The organism is Methanobrevibacter sp., assembly GCF_045644645.1.
In the GTDB taxonomy this organism is placed as follows: domain Archaea; phylum Methanobacteriota; class Methanobacteria; order Methanobacteriales; family Methanobacteriaceae; genus Methanocatella.
In genome coordinates this window covers 1-10,524 of sequence record NZ_JAZRHE010000154.1, presented here as the reverse complement: position 1 = coordinate 10,524, position 10,524 = coordinate 1, and the positions used below count along the sequence as shown (strand labels likewise).

Sequence of the window (10,524 nt, the reverse complement as noted above, 5' to 3'; positions counted from 1 at the left end):
TCCCAATAAAATATTCAAACACGATTGAAAACATGATAATTGATATTCAATCCTAGTGAAAACAAATGCTTACCTAAAGTTTAAATTCAAAAAATTATGTACTTGCCAAATATTAATATTCACAAAATTTTATAGTCGCCTATTTTAAAGAAATTTTAAAAAAGAAAATATGAAAAACCTAACTTATCACCAAACATCAAACAACCAATCAAAACAAATATAATCTAATTTCAACTATTCAAGAACCATTATTTACAACATCAATGAAATAATTTAGGAATTCATAAAAATAAAGCACCCTAAATATGAAAAACAAAAGATTAAAAAAATTTACTTTTTAGTTACTTTCAGTAAATTTAATCGAAACCTTTATATACTAACAAAAAGTAAATAAAATACATCCATATAATTCATCAAAAAAAGGAGCGTGAAAATTATGGTAGATAGCGAAACTATTGAAACCAAAATTTCTGACAAAAAAGAAGAATCCGAAGAAAAAATTGATGAAACTATAGACGAATCCGAAGAAGAAACCAGTGAAACCAGAGAAAAATTCGAGGAAACAAAAGAAAAATTTGATGAAACAAAAGAAAAAGGCAAAAATATCGCTGACAATTTTATCAATGAATTAAACATGACCATTGAGGAATTAAAAGAAAACCTTAGAAACATGCAAAAAAGTGCGGACCAAAAATATAACGATTACAAAAAGGCAACCGTACAAAGTTTAGATGCTGATCTAATCGAAACCGAAGATGTTTACTACATCAAAGTTGCTGTTCCGGGTATTGAAAAAGAAGACATTTGCATAGAAGCTGGAGACAATGACATTACTATCGAAGCCTGCTTCAAAGCATACATCGAAGAATTTGAAGAAGATGAAAGTGCTGAAGTAATCTCCTCATCATTAAAATCCGGCAAATGTGTAAAAACCATCAGATTCACAAATAGCCTCGATATTGAAAATATCACTGCCAAATTCAATAACGGAACCGTTATAATTAGCATTCCAAAATTAATCATACCAAAACACAAAGTCAATGTAGAATAAACATTCTACATTCTTTATCTCTTTTTTTAAATTAAAAAAAAATAGTTTAATGCAGTTAAACTACATTAATATCTTACTTTTCCAATGTGTCTTGTTGCACCCGGATCTTCACCATTGAAGTGTGCCAAATAGTAAATGAACCATTCCAATGGAATTACAAGAACAAATGGGGACAGCAATTTATCCACATCAGCATAGTCATAAAGATTATAGATGATTGATTTCGCTTCAAGGTTTTCACAAAAATCAATGGCCTTTTGAGTTATTTCATCCGAAGCAAAATCAGATTTTAAAAATATGACCGGAACATCCTTTTCAGCACGTTCAATTAAACCGTGCCTAAACTCGGCAGAGTATTCCGGACAGGCATGCTTGATAGCCCCCTCCATGAGCATTGTCATGGCCAATTTGTAAGCAAGACCGAAGTTGGGACCACTGCCCAGGCAGTAGAAGATATCTTCTCCCTTGTATTTTTCAGCCAACTCCCTGTTTTCGTCTTCAGTCATAAGCAATAGCTTTTCAATCAGTTTAGGCATCTCGGCCAATTGGGCCAAAAGCTCGGTTTTATTTTCATAATCGGATGCCTTAAATAAGATTTGATAAAGACAGGCGAGTTGGGTGATATAGGTTTTAGTTCCCAAAATTGCAGTTTCAGTCTCTCCACGAGTTACAATAGCTGTTTTGGCCTCTTTTGTCATTGAACTGTCCGGTTCATTTGAAATGGAAACCGTCGGAATACCAGCTTCATTAGCTCTTCTGAGTGAAGTCAGGGTATCGGACGTTTCACCGGATTGGGAAGTGAAAATTGCTATGGCATTTTCGCCTTCCTGTAACTTTTTATTGTAATAAAATTCATAACCTGTGTAAACTTCAATGTTAATGTTGGTTGAAGACATTCTTATTGCATCCCTAACGCTGTAACAAGTTGAAATAGAACTGCCGCAACCAATCAAATAAACTTTATCAACATCAGAGATTAATCGGGAAACCTCATCCATTTTTGAAAATTCACTTTCAAAAGTCCTTCTAAGTGAATCAGGTTGTTCCATCATTTCATCATACATTTTATATTTCATAAGATAACCCCTATAAAATTAATTAGCAATATTAATATGTTGTTAAAACATATATAAAAGTGTTTTTAAAAAGAATTGAAAATAATGATAGCTATGGAAATTGATTTAACTTTAATTGGAATGGAAAAGGGAAAACAATATGAAACAATAATCACCACCAATGATGCTCATGATATTCAAAATGCCGCCCCAATTGGAGTGCTTTGTTCTGGAAAAGATAAAATATTGAATCGCATTTTCAAAGGAAGCCATACATTGGAAAACATTATCTCCCAAAGGGAGTTCGTTGTCAACATTACACATGACCCGGAAATATTTACACTATCGACATTAGGAAACTTGCCTGAAGATTATTTCAATGAGAACAACAGCCTAAAATGTGCAGATGCCTATTTCAGATGTGAAGTAATCAGCCTAAAGGAAGCTGTAAAGCAAAGCGATCCGATTAAAAAGAAAGGCGAAGCTATTGTCATTAAATCAAAAGTTACTGAACTGACAATCATAAATCCGACCAAAGCATTCAACAGAAGTTTTGGTTGTGTTATAGAAACATTATCCAACTATTCCCGTTTCGACCTTGTCGGCGAGGCTCAAAAAGAGTACTATTTAGACAGATTCAGGGAATGCAACCGCATTGTAAAGAAAGTTGGTTACGAAGCCGATAAAAAAGCAATGGATGAAATAAAAAAAGAATTGATGAAAAAGGGGTATGAACCCTAATTCCTTATGACATCAACAAACTCGAAGCTATCGCCATCAAACAAACCCTTATCTGAGATTTTCAAGGACGGAATCACCAATAACGCCATGAACGCCATTGTCATGAACGGGGATGTGAGTTCACAGCCTAGAGCCTTGGCCATATTATGCAGAATTCCCAATTTGTGAGCCACATCATAGGCATCCTCATTGCTCATGAGTCCTGCAATCGGAAGCGGAAGGGAATCTGCAAAGTCTTCGCTTACAACGGCAATTCCTCCCTTATTCTCAATGACCATGTTTACAGCTTGCGCCATCATCTCTGAGTTATAGCCAACGGCAATTATGTTATGGGAGTCATGGGCAACTGATGAAGCGATAGCTCCTTTCTTAAGATTGAATCCCTTGATGAATGCATTGGCAACAGCATTGCCGCCATAGCGTTCAACGACAGCAATCTTCAGGACATCCTGGAAAATATCCGGCTGGACAATGCCGTCCTTAACATAAAGCTTAGCAGTGGACCATTTGGTAAGCAGCTCGCCGTCAAAGCACTCGATAACATTGACCTCGCATTCATCGCCGTCATAATGTATGTCAAAATCATCCGCAGACTTTTTGGAGACATTCATTGAATTGAAGTCTTCGATTTCGGGAACATCGAACAGAACGTTTTCACCGTCGAAGACACATTCGCCGGCAATATATGTTTTAAGCACATTGCAGTCCAATATGTTGTCGACAATAATGAAATCCGCCTGCGCACCTTCAACTATGACTCCGCAGTTCAGGCCATAGTGATATGCAGGATTGACCGTCACCATGCTGATGGCCTTTAAGATGTCAATTCCCAAAGACACAGCCTTTTTAATTGACAGATTCAGATGACCCTTGATCAAATCATTCGGATGCTTGTCATCACTGACTATAAAATCGAACAGAGGATTGTATATTTTTCCTTCAAATATGGCCTTGAAAAGACTAGTTGAACAAAAAGGATTACCCTCAGGAAACTCAAGATCATCTATATTGAAAAGACCCTCCATATCCATGGCAGATGACCCGTCACGTACCATAATTTTCATACCTTTAACCTTTTTCTCGAGAGCTTCCATAATATTGCTGCATTCATGGTCTGTGCTTATACCCTGTTCAAGGTATTTATTCAAATCTTCATGGGAAAGCAGAGGGGCATGCCCATCGATGGGCTTTTCATACTTTCTTGCCAGCTCAAGTTTTCTAAGGACTTCCTCATCGCCGTTTATGACGCCGGGAAAATTCATCATTTCACCTAATGCGACAATTTCATCCTTTTTTAGAAGATATTCTATGCCTTTTGAATCAATGACTGCACCTGAAGTTTCAAATGGGGTGGCCGGTACACATGAAGGGGCTGAAAAATAAAAGTTGAATGGAACCTTGCTTGCATTTTCAATCATCATCTCAATGCCTTCGATTCCCATCACGTTAGCTATTTCATGAGGGTCGCAGACAACGGAAGTGGTTCCGTGGCGCACTGCAATTTTTGCAAATTGCGCAGGAGTAATCATGCTGCTTTCAATATGAATGTGGGAATCAATGAATCCGGGAAGTATCAAACCCTTGACATCAATCTGAGTATGCTCAGTAACTGTGATGGGAGTGATTTTTGCAAATAGTCCGTTTCTTATTTCGATTCTTACCGGACGGAATGAACCCAGCACCACATCATAGATATAAGCAGTGAATGCCATTCTAATCCTCCATCAATGCCTGATAAAGAAGTGGTAGGAATGAACCGATGTCGGTTACAATGCCTATTACCTGTGCGCTTCCCCTGTCAGACAGTTTGGTAACAGTTGAAGGGTTGATGTCAACACAGATTGTTTTTACACGGGAAGGAAGCATATTGCCTGTTGCAATGGAGTGCAGCATGGTGGCTATCATGATCACCATATCCAATTCCTGTGCGTATTTCCTCATTTCCTTCTGGGATTCGACAGTGTCGGTAATCACATCAGGAAGAGGCCCGTCATCACGAATGGAACCCGCCAGTACATATGGAACATCGTTTTTGATGCACTCATACATAATTCCGCCGGTCAATGTGCCATCCTCGACAGCTTCCCTAATGGAGCCTGATCGGTTTATATTGTTGATGGTTCTCATATGGTGGGTATGGCCGTGAGCCACGATTTTACCGGTTTCCACTTCAATACCCAATGAAGTGCCGAATATGTTTGATTCCATGTCATGGGTGGCCAGAGCGTTTCCAGCCATGATCACATCAATGTATCCTTCGCGAACCAGAGCCGCCAGGTATTTGCCGGAACCTGTGTGAACGATTGCCGGACCGCCGACTATACCTATCTTTCCGCCTTTGGCCTTGATTTCCTTCATTTCCTCTGCGATGCCGTTGATGATATTCATCAGCGGCTTTTCGGATGACACGTCACTGTTCATGAATTCGAACACCTGCTGTTCGTCCCTGGACCTGTTAGGCGGTGTGACCTTAACCCCGTCAAGGCCGACAACGATCTTGTCGCCTGCCTTGATGTCTGCAATAGGCTTTACACGAGCCCTCTTGTTTTCCTCATCAACAACTACCAGACAGTCCATTTCAATGTCCTCGACAGGTATCCAGTCCCCATCATAGTAAATATGGGTAACGTGATTGGATGAAGAATAAAAACCTTCAGGAGCAACTTTATCCTTTTCGGATGCAACAAGATTCACTTCCTTAATATCATCGATTGATGCACCGAGCACGGACAATTCATCCAAGATAGAATCTAACAATTCGGGAGAATCCGCTGAAACTTCAATCTTAGCCCAACTTGTATCGGATTTTTTTCGTCCAACTTCAATATCTAATATGTTAAATTCTCCCCCCTTGTCCATAATGATTCCCATTGTTCTGGTTAAAATCAATGAGTCTATAATATGGCCAGAAAGTTCTATATTTCTTTTTTCCATAACAATTTGCTCCATTTTTTAGTTAATATAATAATTTTGGTCATGGTGATATTTAATGATATTGTTATAGTTGGGAAAAAGAGAAAAAATGAAAAATAATTAACAGCACTTTCATTAAATGTAACTTTATTACATGACTAATTCTTTTTTTAAGATTATTAACCCTATTAATGAGAATATAAAATAAGTTGTAATGAAAATATCATCTACAACTTAAACATCAGCCAGTTAATTTTGTTTGTATTACTTTACCAACAAATGCACCAAATAAACCTAAAATAATGTATAATGGTATTGTGAATACAGTCAGCATGAAAAAACTACTTATTAAACCTATAATTGCACCATAAACAAGTGCATACTTAGTTGGATTACAAGTTAGGAAACTTGAAATCGCTGATCCCACAATTACCCAAAAACAATGCAAAATACCCATAGGGAACACTAAAATCAGAATAACAGACACCAAAACACCAATGATAATTGGTTTAAACTCAATATTGTTAACTATTTCATCAACCATTTTATCACCTACTTAATTATTTCAGCTATCACATCTTCATCATGCAAATTATTTTGAGGGTCTGTAAAAGGCACATCAATATGAATTAATTTTCCATTTTCAATATATAAAAAGTGATTTCTCACTCCCGTACCGGTCATTGCTAAAATTCCCTCTTTTCCGCCAATCACAGCATTTGTTTTAACTGAAGGATAATTAAATTTTATTTGACTGATATCGCTTGCATTAGTATCCTTAACTGTAATGTAGATATCCTCATGATATTCCTTATTAGAATAACTGAATGATTCACCCACTCCCTTAGTGAGTGGTTGTTGCTCTATTTCATTATATCCATTGGGAATATGGAAATTAACACCATAAACACTTACATCATTACTACTGAAAACCCATGAAAAAATTCCAATGATGACTATTAAAGCAATAACAATAATGAGAATCTGCTTTAAACTCAACTCAAAATCGCCAATTTTCATATAAACACCTTAAAAAAAAGAAAGTAGAGAAATATAATTTACTTAGTAAATTCTATTGTATTTGCATATTCTTTTACTAATGTTTCATTAGTTCCTCCAACAAAAACAGTCCTTTTTTCATAAGTAGGATTTTTAGCTGCAAGAACAGTAACTTTTCCATCGCATAACTTAATCATTTGTTCTGTGGCATTAATAATTCCTAAATCCCCATCCTTATCGAAGTTAGTTATATTACCCTGCGATGCATATAATATTGCATCAGCAAGCTCATTTTCATAATAAAATACGAATATACTTTCATTATCATTTTTATAGGATATCCTTGATTGCAATAAAGAAGAAAAATTATTCCCATTATCTGTAACATTAAATGTTTCATTTTCAGCAATTTTCATCTTGAATAATCCGTCAAAGTCGTTTTCTTTTGTTAATTCGGCTGCACATACACTTGCCATTGAAACAGCTGCAATCAACACTATCAACAAAGTTAAAATTTTTCCATTCATAGAAATCCCCCATAATTTGTATACATAATTATGTTAGACACATAATATAAACATTGCTATTAGCATGCTAATATCATATAGATATCTATTAAATAGCTAAAGTCTAAATTCAAAATCATGAGCAAGAAAGATGATATGAGCATCATATCCTTACTGGCACGTTCCAAAAAAAGAATCAAAGTTCTGAAATCTCTGGAAAAGGAAGACAAGATTCCTTCAAAAATCAGCAAGGATATTGACGACAACAGCAATCATGTATCAAAATATCTGAAGACATTGAAAGAAGCGGAGCTGGTGGAATGTCTTAACGAAGAGGACAAAAGATACAGATTCTACAGCATCACCGACAAGGGCAAATATTATCTTGACAAGGTAGAAAAAGATTACAAAGACTAATTTTAAAAAAAAAGAAAAAGTTAAACCCACAGAAGCGGGCTTAAAGTCCGAAGAACAGGTATAATCCAAATATTATTACAAGTACGTATATTCCCCAGCTCATTTCCTTGAATTTGCCTGTAGCGATTGTTCCAACGGCATAGGTCAAAAATCCCCATGCAATACCAAGGGAAATTGAGTATGCCAGAATCATCATGATGATTGTCATGAAGACTGATGATGTAACCACGACATCGTCCCAGTGCACATCCTTCAGTTGGGCCATCATCAAAACACCCACAATCATCAAAGCGGCGGCAGTCACTGAAGAAGTGAACAATGACAATACGACTGGAGCGAAAAATATTGAAAGAATGAAGAGCATTCCTGTTACGACAGCGGCCAAACCTGTTTTGGCGCCCAAACCGATACCTGTTGCACTTTCCACAAAAGCAGTTACGGTACTTGTACCGCAGACAGAACCGATTATTCCACCTACTGCATCGCTTAAGAATGCCTTTTCGATTCCGACAGCCTGGCCATCCTCATCGATGAATCCGCATTGCCTGCCCAATGATATCAAGGTTCCTGTTGTATCGAAGAATGTGACGAACAACAGCGAGAACACCATCATAATCAGGTTCGGTATGTTCGAGAACAGCTGCCCGAATCCCCGCAGGAATCCTCCAAAGAGACTGAAGTCGAAACTGAATGATATCCATTGAGAAGGAATTGCCGGCATCATCGCATCTCCGGTTCCGAATCCAAGGAAAGTGAATACGACACCTATTATTGCAGTCATCACCATGCCGAAGAACACTGCTGCAGGCACCTTTTGAACATGGAAAATCAATGTTATCAGAATTCCAATCAATGCCAAAAGGGCGGGGGCTGAAAGTAGATTGCCCATTGCAACAAGGGTTGAGGGATCAGCCACAATAATTCCTGCACCCTTAAGTCCCAGAAACGCCAGGAAAAAACCGATACCCGCACCGATACCCAACTTCAGGTCTACAGGAATGATATTTAAAATAGCTTCCCTTAAACCTGAGAGTGTGATGATTAAAAACAGTACAGATGCGACAAATACCGCCGAAAGTGCGGTTTCCCAAGTGTTTCCCATTTCCAGTATGATAGTATATGTAAATAATGCGTTAAGTCCCATGCCTGGAGCCAGTCCGAGCGGATACTTGGCAACCAGCCCCATGATTATGCAAGCGATACCAGATGCAATTGCCGTTGCAAAAAAATACTCCGGTGACAGGCATTCCCCCATCCGCCAGCATTGTCGGGTTTACCCCCAAAATGTAGGCCATGGCCAGGAATGTGGTGATACCTGCGATGATTTCAGTTTTGAAATCAGTCCCATTTTCCTTAAATTTGAAGAAATTGTCCAACATATAACACCTCATAGAAAAACATGATAATTCCTATGCAGGTATTTATGTAAAAATAAGATTATAAGACTATCGAAATGACATTCCTATTGAAAAAAAGTAAAGCTATTCTATGAGAGTCAAAAAATCATAGATGATTTTCGCGGCCACGACCGCAGTGTTGTCTCCGAGCTTGTTGCTTGCGGTTTCGACAACATCGAGTCCCACAACATTCTTGCGGCACAACGTTTCAAGGATTGTTTCAACATCATATACAAACAATCCTCCGGGGGTCGGATTTCCAACATTCGGCGCGATGGCAGGATTCATGACATCCATGTCTATTGAGATGTAAATGGGTCCGTCGATGTTTACCAGATAATACTCGATTGCATCCATATGCTTGATTACATCCCTGTTTTTGAATGTCTGAATATTGTATGTTGATTTTATGAATTCCTCCTCTTCCAAAGAGGATGACCTGATTCCAATCTGGACAAGGTCTGCGCCTGTCTCATGAGCCCTTCTCATTACGGTTGCATGGGAGTACTTCTCGCCGATGAACTCGAAAGCAAGGTCCCTGTGGGCATCCAAGTGTATTACGGTCAGTTTACCATGCCTTTCCTTCAAGGCCTTGATGGCACCTATTGATGCTGAATGCTCTCCGCCGATTATGATGGGCTTCAGGTTCAGGTTCAAAAGTTCGTTGACTGTGTCCTCAACAATCCTGCATGTCCTTTCACAGTTTCCCGGAACCACATTGACATCCCCGAAATCGTAAAAGGTGGCGGTTAAATCTTTATTAAAAACAGTATTGTATTTTTCAAAACCAAATGATGCCTCTCTTACAACAATTGGCCCTAAACGTGCGCCGGAGTGATAAGAAGTAGTGCTGTCAAAGGGAACTCCGATTATCCCATATGAATTTTCTTTGATATTTTCATTTTCCGCAGAAAATGCGAATTTCCATGGTTCGTATGTATTGAAAAGCATAATTTATCTAAAAAAAGGAAAATAAGAAGAGAACTTAAGCAGATCCTCTAGTTCTCATTATTTTCATGTTTCCTAAAGCAACAATGTATTCCACTTCAATACCTTCAACGATGTCATCTTTCAAGTCTTCAGGCATTGGCAGGTCAATGGTATCGTAGTTTTCCATATCCATTATCTGTACATTGTCACCTTGGATAGAGATAACTTGGCCTAGTCTTTTGTCAATGATAGGAATATCTACCTTGTTGTCTACAGGTTTTACAAGACTTCTTTTTTGGTTATCAAAAATTCCTACTGCTTCAATACGTGCTTTTGCTGCACCGTGTTTACCAGGAGATGATGTTGAAATGCTGGTAATTTTTGAAGCTTCTCCACCTAATACTAAGTATTTTCCTTGTTTTAAAGTTTTAATTTCAACTACTTTTGTTGCCATAAAAAATTCCCTCGAAATATATTTCTGTTTTTATGATTAAATAATATCACACATGTCCAAA

At 37.8% G+C, this 10,524-nt stretch carries 13 protein-coding genes; 3 read left to right on the top strand and 10 right to left on the bottom strand.

What is annotated here, in order from left to right; translation table 11 throughout:
* Positions 1–436: 436 nt before the first annotated feature.
* Positions 437–1,051, top strand: a complete 615-nt coding sequence (locus tag ACKI4K_RS09805) for an Hsp20 family protein (RefSeq protein ID WP_407424667.1) — start codon at positions 437–439, stop codon at positions 1,049–1,051.
* Positions 1,052–1,116: 65 nt separating this feature from the next.
* Here the strand turns inward: ACKI4K_RS09805 and ACKI4K_RS09800 are convergent, their stop codons facing one another.
* On the bottom strand, positions 1,117–2,127 hold the full coding sequence (locus ACKI4K_RS09800; RefSeq protein ID WP_407424665.1) for an SIS domain-containing protein: 1,011 nt from the start codon (positions 2,125–2,127) through the stop codon (positions 1,117–1,119).
* Between the two features lie 84 nt (positions 2,128–2,211).
* Here ACKI4K_RS09800 and ACKI4K_RS09795 point away from each other — a divergent pair, with 84 nt between their 5' ends.
* On the top strand, positions 2,212–2,847 hold the full coding sequence (locus ACKI4K_RS09795; RefSeq protein ID WP_407424663.1) for a DUF447 domain-containing protein: 636 nt from the start codon (positions 2,212–2,214) through the stop codon (positions 2,845–2,847).
* On the opposite strand, the gene ade is transcribed toward ACKI4K_RS09795, so the two are convergent.
* From ade to ACKI4K_RS09770, 5 genes are all read right to left on the bottom strand, one after another.
* Positions 2,844–4,559, bottom strand: a complete 1,716-nt coding sequence (gene ade / locus ACKI4K_RS09790) for an adenine deaminase (protein ID WP_407424661.1) — start codon at positions 4,557–4,559, stop codon at positions 2,844–2,846. The two genes, ACKI4K_RS09795 and ade, sit on opposite strands and share 4 nt — an antisense overlap.
* 1 nt (position 4,560) lies before the next feature.
* Positions 4,561–5,781: a TIGR00300 family protein gene (locus tag ACKI4K_RS09785; protein WP_407424659.1), complete on the bottom strand. Its 1,221-nt coding sequence runs from the start codon at positions 5,779–5,781 to the stop codon at positions 4,561–4,563.
* A gap of 220 nt (positions 5,782–6,001) precedes the next feature.
* The gene (locus tag ACKI4K_RS09780) at positions 6,002–6,304 is read right to left on the bottom strand and encodes a hypothetical protein (RefSeq protein WP_407424657.1); all 303 of its coding nucleotides are present in this window, start codon (positions 6,302–6,304) and stop codon (positions 6,002–6,004) included.
* Positions 6,305–6,312: 8 nt separating this feature from the next.
* Positions 6,313–6,780, bottom strand: a complete 468-nt coding sequence (locus ACKI4K_RS09775; protein ID WP_407424655.1) for a hypothetical protein — start codon at positions 6,778–6,780, stop codon at positions 6,313–6,315.
* Positions 6,781–6,818: 38 nt separating this feature from the next.
* A complete protein-coding gene (locus ACKI4K_RS09770) occupies positions 6,819–7,286 on the bottom strand; it encodes a hypothetical protein (RefSeq protein WP_407424654.1) in 468 nt (155 codons plus the stop codon).
* 117 nt (positions 7,287–7,403) lie between these two features.
* Here ACKI4K_RS09770 and ACKI4K_RS09765 point away from each other — a divergent pair, with 117 nt between their 5' ends.
* Positions 7,404–7,682 carry an ArsR/SmtB family transcription factor gene (locus tag ACKI4K_RS09765; RefSeq protein ID WP_407424652.1) on the top strand — a complete coding sequence of 93 codons (279 nt, stop codon included), beginning with the start codon at positions 7,404–7,406 and terminating at the stop codon, positions 7,680–7,682.
* A gap of 40 nt (positions 7,683–7,722) precedes the next feature.
* Here the strand turns inward: ACKI4K_RS09765 and ACKI4K_RS09760 are convergent, their stop codons facing one another.
* From ACKI4K_RS09760 to ACKI4K_RS09745, 4 genes are all read right to left on the bottom strand, one after another.
* The gene (locus tag ACKI4K_RS09760; protein ID WP_407424650.1) at positions 7,723–8,868 is read right to left on the bottom strand and encodes an NCS2 family permease; all 1,146 of its coding nucleotides are present in this window, start codon (positions 8,866–8,868) and stop codon (positions 7,723–7,725) included.
* On the bottom strand, positions 8,816–9,061 hold the full coding sequence (locus tag ACKI4K_RS09755; RefSeq protein WP_407424648.1) for a hypothetical protein: 246 nt from the start codon (positions 9,059–9,061) through the stop codon (positions 8,816–8,818). The genes ACKI4K_RS09760 and ACKI4K_RS09755 overlap by 53 nt, the downstream gene beginning before the upstream one ends.
* A 102-nt stretch (positions 9,062–9,163) precedes the next feature.
* Entirely contained in the window at positions 9,164–10,030 is an 867-nt protein-coding gene (gene speB, locus ACKI4K_RS09750) for an agmatinase (protein WP_407424646.1), read from the bottom strand.
* A 34-nt stretch (positions 10,031–10,064) separates the two neighbouring features.
* Entirely contained in the window at positions 10,065–10,463 is a 399-nt protein-coding gene (locus ACKI4K_RS09745; RefSeq protein ID WP_407424644.1) for a translation initiation factor IF-5A, read from the bottom strand.
* Positions 10,464–10,524: the final 61 nt, after the last annotated feature.

What these genes read in the sequence shown, in the direction of transcription:
- ACKI4K_RS09805 (WP_407424667.1), top strand. Translation starts at nt 437, where the DNA reads ATGGTAGATAGCGAAACTATTGAAACCAAAATTTCTGACAAAAAAGAA.
- ACKI4K_RS09800 (WP_407424665.1), bottom strand. Translation starts at nt 2,127, where the DNA reads ATGAAATATAAAATGTATGATGAAATGATGGAACAACCTGATTCACTT.
- ACKI4K_RS09785 (WP_407424659.1), bottom strand. Translation starts at nt 5,781, where the DNA reads ATGGAAAAAAGAAATATAGAACTTTCTGGCCATATTATAGACTCATTG.
- ACKI4K_RS09745 (WP_407424644.1), bottom strand. Translation starts at nt 10,463, where the DNA reads ATGGCAACAAAAGTAGTTGAAATTAAAACTTTAAAACAAGGAAAATAC.
- ACKI4K_RS09795 (WP_407424663.1), top strand. Translation starts at nt 2,212, where the DNA reads ATGATAGCTATGGAAATTGATTTAACTTTAATTGGAATGGAAAAGGGA.
- ACKI4K_RS09770 (WP_407424654.1), bottom strand. Translation starts at nt 7,286, where the DNA reads ATGAATGGAAAAATTTTAACTTTGTTGATAGTGTTGATTGCAGCTGTT.
- ACKI4K_RS09780 (WP_407424657.1), bottom strand. Translation starts at nt 6,304, where the DNA reads ATGGTTGATGAAATAGTTAACAATATTGAGTTTAAACCAATTATCATT.
- ACKI4K_RS09765 (WP_407424652.1), top strand. Translation starts at nt 7,404, where the DNA reads ATGAGCAAGAAAGATGATATGAGCATCATATCCTTACTGGCACGTTCC.
- speB (WP_407424646.1), bottom strand. Translation starts at nt 10,030, where the DNA reads ATGCTTTTCAATACATACGAACCATGGAAATTCGCATTTTCTGCGGAA.
- ade (WP_407424661.1), bottom strand. Translation starts at nt 4,559, where the DNA reads ATGGCATTCACTGCTTATATCTATGATGTGGTGCTGGGTTCATTCCGT.
- ACKI4K_RS09760 (WP_407424650.1), bottom strand. Translation starts at nt 8,868, where the DNA reads ATGGGGCTGGTTGCCAAGTATCCGCTCGGACTGGCTCCAGGCATGGGA.
- ACKI4K_RS09775 (WP_407424655.1), bottom strand. Translation starts at nt 6,780, where the DNA reads ATGAAAATTGGCGATTTTGAGTTGAGTTTAAAGCAGATTCTCATTATT.
- ACKI4K_RS09755 (WP_407424648.1), bottom strand. Translation starts at nt 9,061, where the DNA reads ATGTTGGACAATTTCTTCAAATTTAAGGAAAATGGGACTGATTTCAAA.